The sequence below is a fragment of the Actinacidiphila sp. bgisy167 genome (genome assembly GCF_057707665.1).
In genome coordinates, this window is the sequence record NZ_JBYIQP010000006.1 from 32,048 (window position 1) to 49,550 (window position 17,503).

A 17,503-nucleotide genomic window follows, 5' to 3' on the forward strand; every position below is an offset into this window, starting at 1 on the left:
ACAGCGATGAGCGAGGCGCAGCAGCAGGCCGGCGGGGGAACCGCCGCCGTACCGCAGACCCGGATGGCACGCCACCGGCGGATCGTGGACATCCTGAACCGACAGCCGGTGCGGTCCCAGAGCCAGCTCGCCAAGCTGCTCTCCGACGACGGGCTGAGCGTCACCCAGGCGACGCTCTCCCGCGACCTCGACGAACTGGGCGCGGTGAAGATCCGCACCAACAACGGCGAGCTCATCTACGCCGTGCCCAGCGAGGGAGGTTTCCGCACCCCCATGGCGCCGCTCGGCGAGTCGGTGAAGGAGGAGCGGATGCGCCGCCTCGCCGGTGAGCTATTGATCTCCGCGGAGGCCTCGGCCAACCTCGTGGTCGTCCGCACGCCGCCCGGCGCCGCGCAGTTCTTCGCCTCCGCGATCGACCAGGCCGAGGTGTACGACATCCTCGGCACGATCGCGGGCGACGACACGGTCATGCTGATCAGCCGCGACCCGGCCGGCGGGCAGGCGGTCGCCGACCACCTGCTGCGCCTGGCCGCGGGCAGTTAGGCCTGTCGGCCCCCGGCTGCCGCAGGGAGCGCGCCGCCGCTTCTCCAGCTCGCTCGCGGTGAGCCGGCTGATCACCTCGTCACTGTGCAGCCAGTCCTCGCCCCCGAGATCGAGATCGGCGCGCTCACCGGGGACAGCAACGCCACGAGGCCGGCCGCGGGGCCGGTCAGACGACGGGGCTCAGGCCGCCGTCGAGGTTGATGCCCGCGCCGGTCACATAGGCGGCCCGGTCGGACAGCAGGAAGGCCACCAGGTCCGCGAACTCCTCGGCGCGGCCCACCCGGCCCAGGGGGATGCCCGAGTCGCGGCCCATCGTGGCGTAGAGCTCCTCGACGGCGATCCCGCGCTCGGCGGCCAGCCGGACCCACTGGCCGCTCTCCACCAGGCCCACGAGAACGGCGTTGACCCGGATGTTGTCGGGCCCGAGCTCCTTGGACAGCGCCTTGGTCAGCGCGAGGCCGGCCGCCCGGGAGACCGACGTGGGGATGCTCCCCGCGCCGGGGGCCTTGGCCGACACCGCCAGGGTGTTGACGACGGCGCCGCCGCCCGCCGCGCGCAGACGGGGCAGGGCCAGCCGGGTCAGCCGTACCGCGGCGTGCAGTTTCAGCTGCAGGTCCTCCTCCCACACCGCGTCGTCCTGGCTCTCGAGGAGCCCGGCCGCACTGCGGCCCGCGTTGTTGACCACGGCGTCGATCCGTCCCCATCGCTCGTCGGCGGCGGCGACGAAGCGCTCGAGGTCCTCCGGACGGGTCACGTCGGCGGGCAGGCCCAGTACGTCGGCGCCAAAGGCTCCGGCCTCCTTCACCACGTGCTCGATGCGCTCGGGGTTCCGTCCGCACAGCGCCACCCTGGCGCCCTCGGCGGCCAGCCGCCGGACCAGGGCGGCGCCGAGGCCGTCGGACCCTCCGGTGACCAGCACGACCTTGCCGTTCAGTTGCAGATCCATGCGACGCATTCTCGCCGGTGGGGACAGCCGACCGTCAAGCGCTCAACTTCGCGGGAGGCGCCCCGCCCTGGCGTCCACGGACGCGCGCCCGCCTCGCGTACCGTGCGGGCAACCGCAGGGAAGGCAGGGTGACGACATGGCGGAGCACGACGACATGGCGGAGCAGGGCGCGGCATTCGCCCGGGACGGCCGCCCGGTGTGCGGCGTCTGCCCCTCCCTGCGCCTGCCCGGCGGCGGGTTCGACGTCGTCGCGCGCCCCTCGAGGGACTGCCCCTTCGATCCGGTCACCGGCCACCGGTTCACCGCGGTCGGTGTGCCGGTGTGCGTCCATCCCGAGCGGGTCGGGCTCCCCGTCGCCCCGTACGCCAGCGGCGGGCAGCCGCTGCCGTGGGAGACCCCGCCGCCCGTGGGCGCCGACAGAGTCCCCGCCTGGGTGCGCGCCGTGCTCGAGGCCGCGCCCCCGGAGGCCTGCGACGAGGTGATCGGCCAGGCCGCCCGGATCCTGCGCGCAGCCGACCCCGGCATCGACGTCACCGCGGTGCTGCGCGCGGCCCTGCGCCCCGGGGGAGCGGGGGACTGACACCACGGGCGGCGTCGGGGCCCGGAGAACGGCCCTGCGGCCCTGCCGCGGGCGGCCGGATCGGATGCCGCGGCCCTCACGCGGCACCGCGAGAATCCGTCGACTTGTCGCTGACCTGCGATGACGGGCTTGGATTGACGAAGCATGCAGTGGAGTGCATACTTATACCCATCAGCGTATGCATCCTCACCGCCGCCATACGCATCCGACCTCGCGCACCAAAGGAGAGACCCGTGACCGAGCGCGTCGTACTCGCCTACTCGGGCGGACTGGACACCTCCGTCGCCATCGGCTGGATCGCCGAGGAGACCGGCGCCGAGGTCATCGCGGTGGCCGTGGACGTCGGCCAGGGCGGCGAGGACCTGGACGTCATCCGCAAGCGGGCGCTCGCCTGCGGCGCGGTGGAGGCCGAGGTCGCCGACGCCAAGGAGGAGTTCGCCGACGAGTACTGCCTGCCGGCGATCAAGGCCAACGCCCTCTACATGGACCGCTACCCGCTGGTCTCCGCGCTCTCCCGGCCGACCATCGTCAAGCACCTGGTGGCCGCCGCCAAGAAGCACGGCGCCTCGACCGTCGCCCACGGCTGCACCGGCAAGGGCAACGACCAGGTCCGCTTCGAGGCCGGCATCTCCTCCCTCGCCCCCGAGCTGACCTGCATCGCGCCGGTCCGCGACTACGCGATGACCCGGGACAAGGCGATCGCGTTCTGCGAGGAGAAGAACCTCCCCATCGCCACCACCAAGAAGTCCCCCTACTCGATCGACCAGAACGTCTTCGGCCGCGCCGTCGAGACCGGCTTCCTCGAGGACATCTGGAACGCCCCGATCGAGGACGTCTACGAGTACACCCAGAACCCGGCCGCGCCCCGCGAGGCCGACGAGGTGGTCATCACCTTCAAGCAGGGCGTCCCCGTCGCCCTCGACGGCAAGCCGGTCACCGTGCTGCAGGCCATCCAGCAGCTCAACGAGCGCGCCGGCGCCCAGGGCGTCGGCCGGATCGACATGGTCGAGGACCGCCTGGTCGGCATCAAGTCCCGCGAGGTGTACGAGGCCCCGGGCGCGATCGCCCTGATCACTGCCCACCAGGAGCTGGAGAACGTCACCGTCGAGCGCGAACTCGCCCGCTACAAGCGGCAGGTCGAGCAGCGCTGGGGCGAGCTGGTCTACGACGGCCTGTGGTTCTCCCCGCTCAAGCGGGCCCTGGACGGCTTCATCGAGGAGGCCAACCAGCACGTCACCGGCGACATCCGGATGACCCTGCACGGCGGCCGTGCCGTCGTCACCGGCCGCAAGTCCAGCGAGTCGCTGTACGACTTCAACCTGGCGACCTACGACACCGGCGACACGTTCGACCAGTCCCTCTCGAAGGGATTCATCGAGATCTTCGGCATGTCGTCGAAGATCGCGGCCAAGCGCGACCTGGCCTAGTCAGTAGCCTCGACCACGGCAGCCCGCCTCCCCGCCGCCGGCGGGGAGGCGGCCGCACATCCACCCCCGAGGGAAGCGAGCAGAGCAGTGAGCACCAACAGCGGCGACGTCCGGCTCTGGGGCGGCCGTTTTGCCGACGGTCCCGCGGAGGCGCTGGCCAAACTCTCCGCGTCCGTCCACTTCGACTGGCGGCTCGCGCCGTACGACATCGCGGGCTCCCGCGCCCACGCGCGGGTGCTGCACAAGGCGGGCCTGCTGAGCGACGTCGAGCTGACCCGTATGCTCGCGGGCCTCGACCAGCTGGAGTCCGACGTCGCCGACGGCTCCTTCACCGGCACCATCGCCGACGAGGACGTCCACACCGCCCTGGAGCGCGGCCTCCTGGAGCGGCTCGGCCCCGATCTCGGCGGCAAGCTGCGCGCCGGGCGGTCGCGCAACGACCAGGTCGCCACGCTCTTCCGGATGTACCTGCGCGACCACGCCCGGACCATCGGCGGCCTGATCGCCGAGCTGCAGCACGCCCTGGTCCGGCTCGCCGAGACGCACATCGACGTCGCCATGCCGGGCCGCACCCACCTGCAGCACGCCCAGCCGGTGCTCTTCGCCCACCATGTACTCGCCCACGTCCAGGCGTTGTCGCGGGACGCCGAGCGGCTGCGGCAGTGGGACGCGCGCACCGCCGTCTCGCCGTACGGCTCCGGCGCGCTGGCCGGGTCCTCGCTCGGGCTCGACCCGGAGGCCGTCGCCAAGGACCTCGGTTTTGAGCACGGCTCGGTGGCCAACTCCATCGACGGCACCGCCTCGCGCGACTTCGTCGCCGAGTTCGCCTTCATCACCGCCATGATCGGCATCGACCTCTCGCGGATCGCGGAGGAGGTCATCATCTGGGCCACGAAGGAGTTCTCCTTCGTCACCCTCCACGACGCCTTCTCCACCGGATCGTCGATCATGCCGCAGAAGAAGAACCCGGACATCGCCGAACTCGCCCGGGGCAAGTCCGGACGGCTCATCGGCAACCTGACGGGGCTGCTCGCCACGCTGAAGGCGCTGCCGCTGGCGTACAACCGCGACCTGCAGGAGGACAAGGAGCCGGTCTTCGACTCCTGCGACACCCTCGAGGTCCTCCTGCCCGCCTTCACGGGCATGATGGCCACGCTCACCGTGAACCGGGAGCGTATGCAGGAGCTCGCCCCGGCCGGCTTCTCGCTCGCCACCGACATCGCCGAGTGGCTGGTGAAGCAGGGAGTGCCCTTCCGCGTGGCCCACGAGGTCGCGGGGGAGTGCGTCAAGGTCTGCGAGGCCGAGGGGATCGAACTGGACCAGCTCACCGACGAGCAGTTCGCGAAGATCTCCCCCCACCTCACCCCCGAGGTGCGCGCGGTGCTGGACGTCCCGGGCGCGCTCGCCTCTCGCGACGGCCGCGGCGGCACCGCGCCGTCTGCGGTAATCGTCCAGCTGGCCGAGGTGAAGCGGGACCTCGCCGTGCAGCTGGCGTGGGCCCAGGCCAAGGGCTGATCCGCACAAGGCTGTCGCGCCCGCACAAGGCCCGGCCGGGTCTGTTCACCCGACCGGGCTCGTTCACTCGACCGGGTGTCATCTGGTCTCGTCTGAGACGTCGGCGTCTCATTCGATATACCGTTGTCTCATGAGGTTCGATCGTGAGCAGATCCTGCGGGACGCCGCCGACCTGCTGTCGCGGCGCGCCACCGCCTCCATGGACGAGATCGCCAAGGCCGCCGGCGTCAGCCGGGCCACCCTCCACCGGTACTACCCCGGCCGGGACACCCTCGTCCGGGCCCTCGGTCTGCTCGGCATCGAGCAGACCGAGCAGTGCCTGGACGCCGCGCGCATCGAGGAGGGCGACCCCGTCGAGGCCGTCCGCCGGCTCATCGCCGAGGCGGTTCCGGTCTCCGGCTTCCTCGCCTTCCTCTACGGCGAGAACCAGCTCTACGACATCGCCGAGATCAACGACGGCTGGGCGCGCGTCGACGCCCGGGTCGCCGCCCTCTTCCGGCGCGGCCAGGAAGCCGGCGCCTTCCGCTACGACCTGACGCCCGCCTGGCTCGTCGAGGCGCTCTACGCGCTCATCGCCGCCTCCGCCTGGTCCGTCCAGGACGGTCGCATGGCCCGCCTCGACCCCGCCCGCATGGTCACCGAGCTGCTGCTCGGCGGCATGCTGCGCGAACCTCGGAGCGCCGCATGAGCACCGCCGCGCCCGTGGCCGCCCGGCCGCACGCCGACCGCGGTCACCCCGCCCGCTGGCCGGCCCTGGGCATCCTCACGCTCGCCCTGCTGCTCATCGCCGTCGACGCCACCGTGCTCGGGCTCGCCGTGCCCTTCCTCAGCGCCGACCTGCGGCCCACCTCCACCCAGCTGCTGTGGATCGGCGACGTCTACTCCTTCGTCATCGCCGGACTGCTCGTCTCGATGGGCGGCCTCGGCGACCGCGTCGGCCGCAAGCGGCTGCTGCTGACGGGCACCGCCGCCTTCGGCGCGCTCTCCGTGCTCGCCGCGTATGCCACGAGCCCGGGCATGCTCATCACCGCGCGCGCCCTCATGGGCGTAGCGGGCGCCACCCTCATGCCGTCCACGCTCGCCCTCATCCGCACCCTCTTCCCCGACCCGCGCGAACGGAGCTTCGCCATCGGCGTCTGGGGCGCCGTCTCGACGGCGGGCGCGGCCCTCGGCCCGATCGCCGGCGGCATCCTCCTCGAGCACTTCTGGTGGGGCTCCGTCTTCCTCGTCAACGTGCCCGTGATGGCCGCGCTGCTCGCCGTCGGCGCCCGGCTGCTGCCCGAGTCCCGCGACCCTGCGCCCGGTCCGTGGGACCCGCCCAGCGTGCTGCTCTCGCTGATCGGAATGATCGGCGTCGTCTACGCCGTCAAGCAGCTCGCCGTCCACGGTCCCGGCCCCGGCGCCGCGGCCGTCGGCCTGCTCGGCGCCGCCTGCCTGTACGCCTTCGTCCGCAGGCAGCTCGTGCTGCCCAAACCGCTGCTGGACCTGCGGCTCTTCCGGCACAGGGGCTTCTCCGGCGCGGTGCTGGCGGACCTGCTCACCGTGCTCGGGCTCGCCGGAAGCGTCTTCTTCCTCTCCCAGTTCCTCCAGCTCGTCCAGGGCCGCTCCCCGCTCCAGGCGGGCCTGTGCGAACTCCCTGCGACCTTCGGCGGCGCCGCCACCGGCCTCGCCGCGGGCGCCGCCGCGCGCCGCTGGTCGGTCCGAGCAGCCGTCGCGGGCGGCCTCGGCGCCACCGGAATCGCCCTGCTCGCGCTGCTGGCCCTGAGCCCCGGCACGGGATACCTCTTCCTCGGCGCCGCCCTGCTGGTCGTCGGCGCCGGGGTCGGGCTGTCGTTCACCGTCACGGCCGACGTCATCCTCTCCAGCGTCCCGCCGCAGCAGGCCGGTGCCGCCTCCGGCGTCTCGGAGACCGCGTACGAACTCGGCGCCGCCCTCGGCATCGCACTCCTCGGCTCCGTCGTCACCGGCATCGCCGGCGGGCCCGCCTCAGCCGCCCCCGCCGCCTTCACCGACGGTCTGCGCGCCGCGTCCGGGGCCGGGGGCGCCGTCCTCCTGCTGGCCGCCACCGCCGCCTGGCATCTGCTGCGCGACCAGCGGCTCGCCGGGAACGGGGTCTCGTCGGCGGCTCGCTGACGGGCCGTCGGATCGCGCCGGGGGTTCGCGGTGTCCCGGCGTGCGGCGTCCCGGTTCCCGGCGTCTCATGCGGCGCCGGGCTCGTCGAGGGTGAAGACCGTCAGCCACTGCGCGCCGGCCGGCCGGTAGCCCAGGTCCATCAGCGCCGTGGTCACCGCCCGCATGTGCGCGGCGCCGTAGAGGACCCCGGCCGTGAACGGCTCGTGACGGCCGGCGCGGGCGTGATGCAGACGGGTCACGGCATCGATCAGCAGCCGGTCGCGTCGGTGCAGCACGAGGTCGTCGGTGCCCGCCCAGAACTCCGCGTCCTCCTCGTCGTCACCAGGCAGATCCTCCAACTGCAGGTGCCGGGCGAGGAAGCGCCGCGTGCCGAGCAGCCGCATGCCCGCGACGTAGGCGGGGACCAGCACGGCCAGCGTCGCCCGTTCCCTGAGCGGCACGCGCCGCCACCGCTCGTCGAACTCCGCCCCGGTCATGTCCGGGCACACCACCGGTACGCCCAGCGTGGCGAAGTCGATGTCCTGGACGACCAGTCCGAGGCGCTCGTGGCCGGCGAGGCTGTGGTACGAGCGGGTGAGGGCGCGAGCCGCCGTACTGCCCTCGACGCCCTCAACTATCACCAGGTCGCACGAGGCCCGCAGACGGGCCGTCACCTCCGCGTAGAACGACGGTTCCGCCAGATGGATCATCGGGTACAGCTCGAAGGTGAGCGCCGTCCCGCGGCAGCGGAAGCGTAGGAGCGCCGACCGTACTCCCGCCAGCTCCGTGACCTCTATGTACTGCACGCGTCCCCCCGCCCCCGGCGGATCCGTCGACGGTGAAGACGCTGCACGGGGGCCGAGGGGTTGCACGCCGAACGCCGCCCGGGGCGCAGGCGCGTTCGCGCGGGGCGGCCCCCGGCGCCAACTGCGGCCGCACTGCCGGGCTGTGCGGTCCGTATGCTGCCGTCACCGGCCATGGGGGAAGGAGCGCCGATGAGCACGGACGCGCAGTACGGTCAGGACACCGACACCGACACCGACGTGGGTGGCCGGTACGACGAGGCGCTCGCCGCCGTGACACGTGCCGGGGAGCTCGACCCCTGCGACACCTCCCGGACCGCGATCCGGCTGGCCGAGCGGGAGCCGGAACCGCACTTCGTGGCCGGTGTCGTGGAGCAGCGTCTGGGCACGCAGACCGTCGACGTCCGGCTGAAGCTGCTCCATCGGCGCCGGGCCCGCGGCTTCCTGACCCGGTGCCGCCGCCTCGACCCGGCGCACCAGGAGGCGGAGCGGGCGCTGCGGCTGCTGGAGGAGGACGTCCGGGCCGCCCGGGGGAGCCGGCTGAGCAGTGCGGTCCTGGTGCTGGTGGCGACCGCCGTCCTCGCCGCGGCGTGGGTGGACTTCCTGTGGAAGCACCATGTCACCGCAGTGATGCTCACGACGTTGACGCCGGTACTGGCCGGGCTCGTCGCCGTCGGGTTCCTGCTGCCGGTGCTGACCCGGCTCAAGCTGCCCGGCGGGATGGAGGCCGACCTGACCGCGAGCATCGGCCAGATCTCCCGCGGCCCACGCGGCGAGGTCGTGCCGGCCGCGGCGCGGACACCCGCGGGGAACGGACCGGTGGGCCGGACGCCGAGGCGGTGAAGGCGTGCGCGGCGCGGGCGGGGTGCGGGCGGGGCGGGGTGCGTAACGGGCGGCGCCTCAGGCCGCCGTCGCGTGCTCCGCGGACTTGGACGCCTTCGCCTTGGTGGCGTAGATGTCCACGTACTCCTGGCCGGACAGCCGCATCACATGGCTCATCACCTCGTCGGTGACGGCGCGCAGCACGTAGCGGTCGCGGTCCATCCCCTCGTAGCGGGAGAACTCCAGCGGCTTGCCGAAGCGGACGGTGAAGCGGTGCACCCGGGGGACTCCGGCGCCGCCGGGCTGGATGCGGTCGGTGCCGACCATCGCGAACGGGACGACCGGGGCACCGGTCATCAGGGCCAGCCGTGACACGCCTGTGCGGCCGCGGTAGAGGCGGCCGTCGGGGGAGCGGGTCCCCTCGGGGTAGATGCCGAAGACCTGGCCTTCGTCCAGGACACGACGGCCCGTCATGAGCGCCGCCACGCCGCCGTGGCCCCCGTCGCGGTCCACGGGGATCATGCCGACGGAGGTGAAGAAGGCCGCCATCAGCCGGCCCTTGATCCCGGGGGTGGTGACGTACTCGTCCTTGCCGATGAAGAAGACCTGACGCTTCACGACCAGCGACAGGAACATCGAGTCGATGAAGGTGACGTGGTTGCCGGCGAGGATCACGGGGCCGTCGCCCGGGATGTGCTCCGCGCCCTCGACCCGGGGGCGGAACAGTACGCGCATCAGTACTCCGAGCAGTGCCTTGAGGATGATGCGGAACAACGGGTCCTCCGGTCGCGGTCGGCGGGAGTCCGGCCGGACTCCCGCGGAAGGTGGCTCCACCAGTGTGCGCCTTCCCGGTGACGACGATACTTCCGCCACGTCGCGACACGCACACCGGGTTCACACGACCGGAACGCATTGTTGACGTGCGTTTCCGTCGTGTTCCGCCGTTCGCCGCCCCACGGTGGCGCGGGCGCGCCTACGATGCGCCCGTCGCTTGACAGGTACCGGACGAATGTTCGGCCGACGTGAGGGAGCGCGCATGACGCACGAGCAGCACAGCGACCACGAGCGGGGCAGGGGACCCGGGCGCCGGGCACTGATCGGAGCGGCGGCGCTCGGGGCGGGCGTCACCGTGCTCGGCGGCGCGGGCCCCGCCGCGGCCGGCGAGCACGGCCCCGGCTCCGGACACGTCCCCGTCCACCCCCTGCCCGTCCCGACCGTCGTCGGCCACCGCGGCGCGAGCGGCTACCGCCCCGAGCACACCCTGGGCTCCTACCAGCTCGCCCTGGACCTGGGCGCCGACGTCATCGAGCAGGACGTCGTCCCCACCAGGGACGGGCACCTCGTCTGCCGGCACGAGCCGGAGATCGGCGGTACCACGGACGTCGCCGACCACCCCGAGTTCGCCTCCCGCAGGACTACCAAGACCATCGACGGGGTCGCCACCACCGGCTGGTTCACCGAGGACTTCACCCTCGCCGAGCTCAAGACCCTGCGCGCGGTGGAGCGCCTGCCAGCACAACGCCAGCACAACACCGTCTACAACGGCCACTGGGAGGTGCCCACCTTCGAGGAGGTGCTGCGCTGGGCGGACGAGCAGGGCCGCCGGCGTGGCAAGGCGGTGTGGCTGCACGTCGAGACCAAGCACCCCACCTACTTCCGCGGCATCGGCCTCGGCCTGGAGGAGCGGCTTGCCGTACTGCTGCGCCGTTTCGGTCGCGACAAGCGCGACTCCCCGCTGTTCCTCCAGTCCTTCGAGCCCGGCAGCCTCCAGCGGCTCGGCGCGCTCGGCCTTCGCAACCCCAAGGTCTTCCTGCTGGACGCGGCCGGAACCCGCCCGTACGACCTCGCCGTCGCCGGGGACCCGCGCACCGTCGCCGACCTGGTCACCCCGGCCGGCCTGAGGTGGATCGCCGGTTTCGCGCAGGGCATCGGCCCCACCCTGAACCTGATCATTCCGCGTGACGCGGACGGCAGGCTCGGCGAGCCCACCAGCCTCGTGCGCGACGCCCACAAGGCCGGGCTGATACTGCACCCCTTCACGATGCGCAACGAGAACAGCTTCCTGCCCGCCGACTTCCGGGTCGGCACGGACCCCAACGCCTACGGCGACGCCTTCGGCGCCTTCAGGGTCTACTTCGAGCAGGGCGTCGACGGCATCTTCTCGGACAACTGCGACACCGCGCTGCTGGCCCGCGCGGAGTTCCTCGGCCGGAAGTGATCGTCAACGCCAGGTGATCCCTCCCGCGCACGGGTGGTTCCCCCGCCAGAGGGCAACCGTCCGGCGCGGCAGGGGTGTCCCGGCGGGCATGACCCCGTGCGAACCCCATGAAGAGCCGACCGCGGAAGCGACCGTGCGACCGACCGCGGAACCGACCGCACACCTGCCCGCGCGACTTACCGCGATCCGACCGCTGCTGGCCGCCGAGGCCGCGGCCGAGTCCGTCCCCGCCTGCGTCGAGGCGGCCGACCTCGAGCAGTCCGTGTGGCTGCGCCTGCTGGAGCTCGGCGAGCCGCCCGCCGACCCCGCCCGCTGGCTGCGCCGGGCGGTGCGGGCCGAGGTGCGCCTCGCTGTGCGCCGGGCCCGGCGGGAGACCCCGTACGGTCCCGGCCCCCACCTTCCCACCGAGGTCGTGCCGAGCACCGAGGCGCAGGTGCTCGCCGCCGAGCAGCGGCGCGCCCTGCTGGCGGCAGCGCGCCGGCTGCCCGGGCGCTGCCCGCAACTGGTGTCCGCCCTGATCTCCCGGTCCGACCCCACCTACCGGGAGATCTCACGGGAGTTGGGAATCTCACAGGGCAGCCTCGGCCCGATGCGCTCCCGCTGCCTCAGCTGCCTGCGTACGATCCTCGCAACCGGGGTTGCATCGCCCGTACGACGGGGTAATGCACCGTAGAACAGTCGGCGTACGGACGCTTGTGCACGGCCGCGCCGCCTTCCGGGGACTATTCAGGGCAACGTTCCGCGCCGCACCCTCACCCCCCGCGGCCCGGGCGAACATGAAGGAGAGGCCAGCGCACATGGGCATGAGCGTGACCATCTCTGCGGCTACCGGCGACGACGCCGAGAAGATCCTCAAACTGCAGTACCTCTGCTACCAGGACGAAGCCGCTTTGTACGGGGACTACGGCATAGAACCGCTGACCCAGACCCTCGAGGCGCTGCGCGCCGAACTCGAGGGCGGGATCGTGCTGGTGGCCCGGCTGGGCGAGGAGGTGGTGGGTTCGGTCCGCGGCTGCGTGGACGAGGACGGCACCGCGCGGATCGCCAAGCTGATCGTCCACCCGCGCATGCAGCGGCACGGACTCGGCGGCCGGCTGCTGCGGGCCATCGAGGAGCGGCTGGCAGCGGAGAGCGAGGCCAAGCGGTACCGGCTCTTCACCGGGCACCGCAGCGAGTTCAACCTGCGGCTGTACCGCAAACTCGGCTACGCGCAGATCGGCAACGTCGAACCGGTCACCGGCCGGCTGAGCCTGGTGCACATGGAGAAGCCGGCCGTCCGGCCCGAGACCTACGCCGCGAGCGCCTGAGGTAGCGTCAGGAGACCGGGTCCTGCTGGGGCCGCGCCTGGCGGCGCAGCCACAGCAGGCCGGTCACCGGCACGACGACGGGCAGGAACAGATAGCCCATGCCGTAGTCCGACCACACGGTCTGGTCCGGGAACGCGTCCGGGTCCAGCAGGGTCAGCGTGCCCACCGTCAGCACGCCGACCAGCTCGAGGGTGCAGCTGACCAGCGCCACCTTGCGCGCGCCCTCACCGCCCCGCCACAGGGCCACCGTGATCACCGCGTAGACGATGCCCGCGAGCAGGGAGAGCAGATAGGCCAGCGGCGCCTCGTGGTACTGCATGCTGATCTGCACGATCGCGCGGGAGAGCGCGGCGACGGTGAAGACGCCGTACAGCGACAGGAGCAGCCGGCCCGGTCCACGGCCGATGCCGCGGCCTGCGGCGTCCGGAACGGCGGAGTCCTTGCCCGCGGCACCCGCGGCGGCGTCCTTCGTGGTCTCAGGCACTGACGCCTCCCCAGATGTCGTAGAGCCGCACTTCCAGCACGGCCAGGACCACCCCGCCCGCGGCCACGATCGCCGAGCCCCAGCGGGTGCGCTCGGTCAACGACATGAAGCCCGCCGCGGGGACGGTGCAGGCCGCGCCGAGCAGATACGCCACAAAGATCGTCGTGCCGTCCAGCGGCTTCTCGCCGCCTGCGAGCTTGACCACACCGATCACCAGCTGGACCAGCGCCAGCACCGCCACCAGAGCCATGCCGATGAAGTGCCAGTCCTTGGTCGGCTGGTCGCGGAAGGCCGCCAGGCCGCACCAGGCGGCCAGGAGCAGCGCCGTGGCCGAGACCGCGATCGTGAGGGCGTCGAGCATGGCGCGACTCTATTACGGCCGGGAACGGCCCGGTTCCCGCCCCCTGGGCTGTCCATATAGCGGACAAGTAGTCCGGATTTTGGTACGCCTCAGGGGCGTCTGCTTTACTGGTGCCCATGACCACGACGAACCGCCGCTGCCGCGCGACCGAGGCTATGACGCCCGGTGTTCGTCGCATGTGTCGAATGTGTGCACGCTGAGGGCCCACGCCATCTGAGTCTCGCGCCCCGAAGCGAGACCCGCCCCTCCTGCGACACGGACCGCACACCTCCCCCGCACAGGGAACCCCAGCAGACTCTCCGCCCCTGCCTTCCGGCGCACCGCGCCCGGCGGCCCGGCACCCCCTGCTGAACCCCCTCCACGCCCACGCGGGGCGCAGCCATGCCATGTCGCGGTCCATACACCCCGTGTGCGGCCTTTGTCCGCCGCGCACTCGACAGTGACGGAAAACCAGTGATCACCACAACGGGCCTGACCAAGGTCTACCGTTCCCGTGACCGGGAGACGGTGGCCCTCGACGGCGTCGACCTGCACGTCCGCGAGGGCGAGGTGTACGGCGTCGTCGGGCGCAGCGGCGCGGGCAAGAGCACGCTCATCCGCTGCGTCAACCTGCTGGAACGACCCACCTCGGGCACCGTCGAGGTGGGCGGTCGCGACCTGACCGCGCTCGCCGGCCGCTCCGACCGTGCGGGGTCCGCCCTGCGGACCGCCCGCACCGGCATCGGCATGGTCTTCCAGCACTTCAACCTGCTGTCCTCGCGCACCGTCCGGGACAACGTCGAACTGCCCCTGGAGATCCTCGGGGTCTCCGGCCGGGAGCGCCGCCACAAGGCCCTCGAACTGCTCGACCTGGTGGGCCTGGCCGACAAGGCCCGCGCCTACCCGGCGCAGCTGTCCGGCGGCCAGAAGCAGCGCGTGGGCATCGCCCGCGCCCTGGCCGGCGACCCCAAGGTGCTGCTCTCCGACGAGGCCACCTCGGCGCTCGACCCCGAGACCACCCGCTCGATCCTGCAGCTGCTGCGCGACCTCAACCGGCAGCTCGGCCTGACCATCCTGCTCATCACGCACGAGATGGACGTGGTCAAGGCCATCTGCGACTCCGCCGCGCTGATGAAGGCAGGCCGCATCGTGGAATCTGGCAAGGTCACCGATCTGCTCGCCACACCCGGCTCCGAACTGGCCCACGAACTCTTCCCGGTCGGCGGGGAACCGTCCGGCGAGGGCCGCACCGTGGTCGACCTCACCTTCCACGGCGAGGCCGCCACCGAGCCCGTCATCTCCCAGCTCTCCCGCACCTACAACATCGACATCTCCGTGCTCGGCGCCGCCCTGGAGACCGTCGCCGGCCGCCAGGTCGGCCGGATGCGGATCGAGCTGCCCGGCGCCTTCGAGGACAACGTCGTGCCGATCGGCTTCCTCCGCGAGAAGGGCCTGCAGGTCGACATCGCCCCGGTCGCCGGTGACGCGCTGGTGAAGGAGGGCGCGAAGTGAGCTGGTCGCAGATGCAGCCGCTGCTGTCGCAGGCGTGTGGGGAGACCCTGATCATGGTCGGCTGGTCCACCCTGATCGCGGTGGCCGGGGGACTGCCGCTCGGCGTCCTGCTCGTGCTGACCGACCGCGGCGGACTGCTGCGCAACGCCGCGGTCAACAAAGCCGTCGGGGTGGTCGTGAACCTCGGCCGCTCGCTGCCCTTCCTCATCCTGATGATCTCCGTGCTGCCCTTCACCCGCTGGGTGATCGGCACCACCATCGGCGCCGAGGCCATGGTCGTCCCGCTCTCCATGGGCGCCATCCCGTTCCTCGCGCGCCTGGCGGAGACTGCCGTCCGTGAGGTGGACGGCGGACTCGTGGAGGCCGTCCAGGCCATGGGCGGCAGCACCTGGACCGTCGTCCGCAAGGCCCTGCTGCCCGAGGCGCTGCCCTCCCTGATCGCCGGCCTCACCACCACCGTGATCGCGCTCATCGGCTACTCCGCCATGGCCGGCACCATCGGCGGCGGCGGCCTCGGTGACCTCGCCATCCGCTACGGCTACCAGCGGTTCGAGACCTCGCTGATGCTCGTCACGATCGGCGTGCTGGTCGTCATCGTGACGCTCGTCCAGCTCACCGGCGACCTCGCCGCCCGCGCCGCCTCGCACCGTGGCCGCACCTCCACCGCGCCCCGGATGCGCCTGCTGCGCCCGGCCGCGACCCCCGAAGCCTCCTGACACCGCAAGCAACACCCCTGAAGAAAGGCACTTTTCGTGCGTACCCCTGCAAAGATCACGACCGCTGTCCTCGCCGCCGCCGGCCTCACCCTCGGCCTCGCCGCCTGCGGCGCGGACTCGGGCGACACGAAGGACAGCGCGAGCGACCCGCTCGTCGTCGCCGCGAGCCCTGTCCCGCACGCGGAGATCCTGGACTACGTCAAGGAGCACCTGGCGGCGAAGGCCGGGCTCAAGCTCGAGGTCAAGGAGTTCAGCGACTACGTGACGCCGAACACCGCGACCGAGGACGGCTCCGTCGACGCGAACTACTTCCAGAACCAGCCCTACCTGGACGACTTCAACAAGAAGAAGGGCACCCACATCGTGCCCGTCGTCACCGTGCACCTGGAGCCGCTGGGCCTGTACTCCGACAAGCTGAAGTCCGTCGAAGGGATCAAGAGCGGCGCCACGATAGCCGTCGCCAATGACGCGGTGAACGAGGCCCGCGGCCTGAAACTGCTTGCGTCGGGCGGCCTGATCACCCTCAAGGAGGGCGTCGGCAACGAGGCCACCCCCGCCGACATCACCGGCAACCCCAAGAACCTGAAGATCAAGGAGCTGGAGGCCGCCCAGCTGCCGCGCGCCCTGCAGGATGTCGACGCCGCCGTCATCAACGGCAACTACGCGATCTCCGCGGGCCTCAAGCCCGCCCAGGACGCCCTGGTGCTGGAGTCCGCCGAGAACAACCCCTACGGCAACTTCCTCGCCGTCAAGGAGGGCCACGACAAGGACCCGCGGGTGCTGAAGCTCAAGAAGCTGCTCACCTCGCCCGAGGTGAAGAAGTTCATCGAGGACACATACGCAGGCTCCGTCATCCCCTCCTTCTGACCCACCCCGCGGCGGGGGACGGGCCGCGCGCTCACCGCGCGTCGTCCCCCGCCGACCCCGGCCAGTCCAGCCGCAGCCGCTCCGCCCGCGGCAGCCGGGCCACCACCAGGTCGTAGGAGTCCTCGACCAGTTCGCGCACCATGGCGTCGGGCAGCGAGCCGTCCAGCGTCACCGTGTTCCAGTGCCGCTTGTTCAGGTGCCATCCCGGCACGATCGCCGCGTGCTCGCCCCGCAGCCGCACCGCTAGCTCCGGCTCGCACTTCAGGCTCACCTTCAGCGGCGCGCCCTCCAGCGCGCTGATGGCGGAGATCTTCCCGCCGACCTTGAAGACGGTGACCTCCACGTCGCGCGGGAACGGCCTGTCCTCCACGGCGCCGTTGAAACCGAGGCACAGCTCCCTGAGCCGATCTGCGTCCATCCGCCCATCCAACAGCCTCCGCGGCCGGGCGTGTGACCTCAGCCGCGCCGTACCCAGTACACGTCCGTGGTGTACGGCATCTCCACGGCGTCCCTGCCGCGCGTGGCGTCGTGCCCGGCCAGCACCGCCTCCACCTCGGACCGCACCCGCTCCTGCTCGGCGGGGTCCATCACCGCGATGTGACTCGAGGAGGTCATCCGTTCCACGACGTCCGAGACCGTCGTCGAGTGCGGGTTGGGCCAGTGCCGCTCGTGCACCCGCGACCAGCCCGCGCGGTCGGTGAAGGCCTTGCGCCAGCCGCCGTCCAGCGGGCTCGGCAGATCGCGCGGCGCCAGGCGGAAGACGATGTCCTGGTAGTCCCGCACCCACGGCACGGAGGTGTCGTAGGTGTTCCACACCAGCGCCAGCGAACCGCCCGGCCGCAGCAGGCGCTCGACCTCCGCCAGGGCCTCCTCCTCCCGGAACCAGTGCCAGGACTGCGCCGCCACCACCGCGTCCGCGCACCCGTCCGGCAGGCCCGTGGCCTCGGCCGTCCCCGCCGTCACCCGCACCCCCGGAAGCAACTGCGCGAGCCGCTCCCGCATCTCCGCCACCGGCTCGACGGCGATCACCTCCGCGCCCGTCAGGGCCAGCAGCCGGGTGAACTTGCCGGTGCCGGCGCCCAGGTCGACCACCGTACGGCCCGCCTCGAGGGGCAGCGCGTCCGCCAACTCGGCCAGGGCCGCCATGGGGTACGAGGGCCGCGACCGCTCGTACACACCCGCGGCCCGCTGATATCCGACTCCTGCTGCGTGGTGCACCGTCACGCGGGCAGACGGTAGCAGGACCCTATGGCCACAGGAGGAGCGGACCTGCGGAAAAGCCGGAGAACAGCGCACCAACTGCTCCCGTCG

General features: G+C 72.1%; 20 protein-coding genes. 13 read left to right on the forward strand and 7 right to left on the reverse strand.

Annotation, left to right across the window (positions count from 1 at the left end):
• The first annotated feature begins 6 nt into the window (after positions 1-6).
• Positions 7-543: an arginine repressor gene (locus tag AC3ET4_RS03740; RefSeq protein WP_431945804.1), complete on the forward strand. Its 537-nt coding sequence runs from the start codon at positions 7-9 to the stop codon at positions 541-543.
• 166 nt (positions 544-709) lie between these two features.
• Here AC3ET4_RS03740 and AC3ET4_RS03745 read toward each other — a convergent pair whose 3' ends face one another.
• Positions 710-1,489 carry an SDR family oxidoreductase gene (locus tag AC3ET4_RS03745; RefSeq protein WP_431945806.1) on the reverse strand — a complete coding sequence of 260 codons (780 nt, stop codon included), beginning with the start codon at positions 1,487-1,489 and terminating at the stop codon, positions 710-712.
• Between the two features lie 136 nt (positions 1,490-1,625).
• Here AC3ET4_RS03745 and AC3ET4_RS03750 point away from each other — a divergent pair, with 136 nt between their 5' ends.
• The 5 genes from AC3ET4_RS03750 (at position 1,626) to AC3ET4_RS03770 (ending at position 7,144) form a co-directional block, all read left to right on the forward strand.
• Positions 1,626-2,069, forward strand: coding sequence for a hypothetical protein (locus AC3ET4_RS03750; RefSeq protein ID WP_431945808.1), 444 nt, complete (start codon positions 1,626-1,628; stop codon positions 2,067-2,069).
• A 233-nt stretch (positions 2,070-2,302) separates the two neighbouring features.
• On the forward strand, positions 2,303-3,496 hold the full coding sequence (locus AC3ET4_RS03755) for an argininosuccinate synthase (RefSeq protein WP_431945810.1): 1,194 nt from the start codon (positions 2,303-2,305) through the stop codon (positions 3,494-3,496).
• Positions 3,497-3,583: 87 nt separating this feature from the next.
• Positions 3,584-5,011, forward strand: coding sequence for an argininosuccinate lyase (argH, locus tag AC3ET4_RS03760; protein ID WP_431945812.1), 1,428 nt, complete (start codon positions 3,584-3,586; stop codon positions 5,009-5,011).
• Positions 5,012-5,141: 130 nt separating this feature from the next.
• Positions 5,142-5,699 carry a TetR/AcrR family transcriptional regulator gene (locus AC3ET4_RS03765; RefSeq protein ID WP_431945814.1) on the forward strand — a complete coding sequence of 186 codons (558 nt, stop codon included), beginning with the start codon at positions 5,142-5,144 and terminating at the stop codon, positions 5,697-5,699.
• Entirely contained in the window at positions 5,696-7,144 is a 1,449-nt protein-coding gene (locus tag AC3ET4_RS03770) for an MFS transporter (protein WP_431945816.1), read from the forward strand. Before AC3ET4_RS03765 ends, AC3ET4_RS03770 begins: the two co-directional genes overlap by 4 nt.
• Positions 7,145-7,209: 65 nt before the next feature.
• On the opposite strand, the gene AC3ET4_RS03775 is transcribed toward AC3ET4_RS03770, so the two are convergent.
• Positions 7,210-7,929: a hypothetical protein gene (locus AC3ET4_RS03775; RefSeq protein ID WP_431945818.1), complete on the reverse strand. Its 720-nt coding sequence runs from the start codon at positions 7,927-7,929 to the stop codon at positions 7,210-7,212.
• 189 nt (positions 7,930-8,118) lie between these two features.
• Between AC3ET4_RS03775 and AC3ET4_RS03780 the strand changes: the two genes are divergently transcribed.
• Entirely contained in the window at positions 8,119-8,769 is a 651-nt protein-coding gene (locus tag AC3ET4_RS03780; RefSeq protein ID WP_431945820.1) for a hypothetical protein, read from the forward strand.
• A gap of 57 nt (positions 8,770-8,826) precedes the next feature.
• Here AC3ET4_RS03780 and AC3ET4_RS03785 read toward each other — a convergent pair whose 3' ends face one another.
• On the reverse strand, positions 8,827-9,483 hold the full coding sequence (locus AC3ET4_RS03785) for a lysophospholipid acyltransferase family protein (protein ID WP_431946034.1): 657 nt from the start codon (positions 9,481-9,483) through the stop codon (positions 8,827-8,829).
• A gap of 301 nt (positions 9,484-9,784) precedes the next feature.
• Between AC3ET4_RS03785 and AC3ET4_RS03790 the strand changes: the two genes are divergently transcribed.
• The 3 genes from AC3ET4_RS03790 to AC3ET4_RS03800 all read left to right on the forward strand — a co-directional run bounded on the left by AC3ET4_RS03790 (position 9,785) and on the right by AC3ET4_RS03800 (position 12,273).
• The gene (locus tag AC3ET4_RS03790; RefSeq protein ID WP_431945822.1) at positions 9,785-10,966 is read left to right on the forward strand and encodes a glycerophosphodiester phosphodiesterase; all 1,182 of its coding nucleotides are present in this window, start codon (positions 9,785-9,787) and stop codon (positions 10,964-10,966) included.
• Between the two features lie 133 nt (positions 10,967-11,099).
• On the forward strand, positions 11,100-11,639 hold the full coding sequence (locus AC3ET4_RS03795; protein ID WP_431945824.1) for a sigma-70 RNA polymerase sigma factor region 4 domain-containing protein: 540 nt from the start codon (positions 11,100-11,102) through the stop codon (positions 11,637-11,639).
• A gap of 124 nt (positions 11,640-11,763) precedes the next feature.
• Complete coding sequence (locus AC3ET4_RS03800; RefSeq protein WP_431945826.1) at positions 11,764-12,273, forward strand: GNAT family N-acetyltransferase; 510 nt, start codon at positions 11,764-11,766, stop codon at positions 12,271-12,273.
• 7 nt (positions 12,274-12,280) lie between these two features.
• On the opposite strand, the gene AC3ET4_RS03805 is transcribed toward AC3ET4_RS03800, so the two are convergent.
• Both AC3ET4_RS03805 and AC3ET4_RS03810 read right to left on the reverse strand, forming a co-directional pair.
• Positions 12,281-12,757 carry a hypothetical protein gene (locus AC3ET4_RS03805; protein ID WP_431945828.1) on the reverse strand — a complete coding sequence of 159 codons (477 nt, stop codon included), beginning with the start codon at positions 12,755-12,757 and terminating at the stop codon, positions 12,281-12,283.
• Positions 12,750-13,118, reverse strand: coding sequence for a hypothetical protein (locus AC3ET4_RS03810; protein ID WP_431945830.1), 369 nt, complete (start codon positions 13,116-13,118; stop codon positions 12,750-12,752). Before AC3ET4_RS03810 ends, AC3ET4_RS03805 begins: the two co-directional genes overlap by 8 nt.
• A gap of 453 nt (positions 13,119-13,571) precedes the next feature.
• Between AC3ET4_RS03810 and AC3ET4_RS03815 the strand changes: the two genes are divergently transcribed.
• From AC3ET4_RS03815 to AC3ET4_RS03825, 3 genes are read left to right on the forward strand one after another with little or no spacing between them, the layout of a single operon-like run.
• Positions 13,572-14,609, forward strand: a complete 1,038-nt coding sequence (locus AC3ET4_RS03815) for a methionine ABC transporter ATP-binding protein (RefSeq protein WP_431945832.1) — start codon at positions 13,572-13,574, stop codon at positions 14,607-14,609.
• Positions 14,606-15,325 (forward strand): methionine ABC transporter permease, encoded by a 720-nt coding sequence (locus AC3ET4_RS03820; protein WP_431945834.1) that lies wholly within the window; start codon positions 14,606-14,608, stop codon positions 15,323-15,325. Before AC3ET4_RS03815 ends, AC3ET4_RS03820 begins: the two co-directional genes overlap by 4 nt.
• Positions 15,326-15,361: 36 nt before the next feature.
• Positions 15,362-16,192: a MetQ/NlpA family ABC transporter substrate-binding protein gene (locus AC3ET4_RS03825; protein WP_431945836.1), complete on the forward strand. Its 831-nt coding sequence runs from the start codon at positions 15,362-15,364 to the stop codon at positions 16,190-16,192.
• Between the two features lie 31 nt (positions 16,193-16,223).
• On the opposite strand, the gene AC3ET4_RS03830 is transcribed toward AC3ET4_RS03825, so the two are convergent.
• Positions 16,224-16,610: an MmcQ/YjbR family DNA-binding protein gene (locus AC3ET4_RS03830; protein ID WP_431945838.1), complete on the reverse strand. Its 387-nt coding sequence runs from the start codon at positions 16,608-16,610 to the stop codon at positions 16,224-16,226.
• A 38-nt stretch (positions 16,611-16,648) separates the two neighbouring features.
• Entirely contained in the window at positions 16,649-17,416 is a 768-nt protein-coding gene (locus AC3ET4_RS03835) for a class I SAM-dependent methyltransferase (protein ID WP_431945840.1), read from the reverse strand.
• Positions 17,417-17,503: the final 87 nt, after the last annotated feature.

Bases quoted from the DNA above. Each gene is read 5' to 3' on its own strand.
- AC3ET4_RS03790 (WP_431945822.1), top strand. From the start codon at position 9,785: ATGACGCACGAGCAGCACAGCGACCACGAGCGGGGCAGGGGACCCGGG.
- AC3ET4_RS03765 (WP_431945814.1), top strand. From the start codon at position 5,142: ATGAGGTTCGATCGTGAGCAGATCCTGCGGGACGCCGCCGACCTGCTG.
- AC3ET4_RS03800 (WP_431945826.1), top strand. From the start codon at position 11,764: ATGGGCATGAGCGTGACCATCTCTGCGGCTACCGGCGACGACGCCGAG.
- AC3ET4_RS03780 (WP_431945820.1), top strand. From the start codon at position 8,119: ATGAGCACGGACGCGCAGTACGGTCAGGACACCGACACCGACACCGAC.
- AC3ET4_RS03750 (WP_431945808.1), top strand. From the start codon at position 1,626: ATGGCGGAGCACGACGACATGGCGGAGCAGGGCGCGGCATTCGCCCGG.
- AC3ET4_RS03830 (WP_431945838.1), bottom strand. From the start codon at position 16,610: ATGGACGCAGATCGGCTCAGGGAGCTGTGCCTCGGTTTCAACGGCGCC.
- AC3ET4_RS03770 (WP_431945816.1), top strand. From the start codon at position 5,696: ATGAGCACCGCCGCGCCCGTGGCCGCCCGGCCGCACGCCGACCGCGGT.
- AC3ET4_RS03740 (WP_431945804.1), top strand. From the start codon at position 7: ATGAGCGAGGCGCAGCAGCAGGCCGGCGGGGGAACCGCCGCCGTACCG.
- AC3ET4_RS03785 (WP_431946034.1), bottom strand. From the start codon at position 9,483: ATGCGCGTACTGTTCCGCCCCCGGGTCGAGGGCGCGGAGCACATCCCG.
- AC3ET4_RS03810 (WP_431945830.1), bottom strand. From the start codon at position 13,118: ATGCTCGACGCCCTCACGATCGCGGTCTCGGCCACGGCGCTGCTCCTG.
- AC3ET4_RS03745 (WP_431945806.1), bottom strand. From the start codon at position 1,489: ATGGATCTGCAACTGAACGGCAAGGTCGTGCTGGTCACCGGAGGGTCC.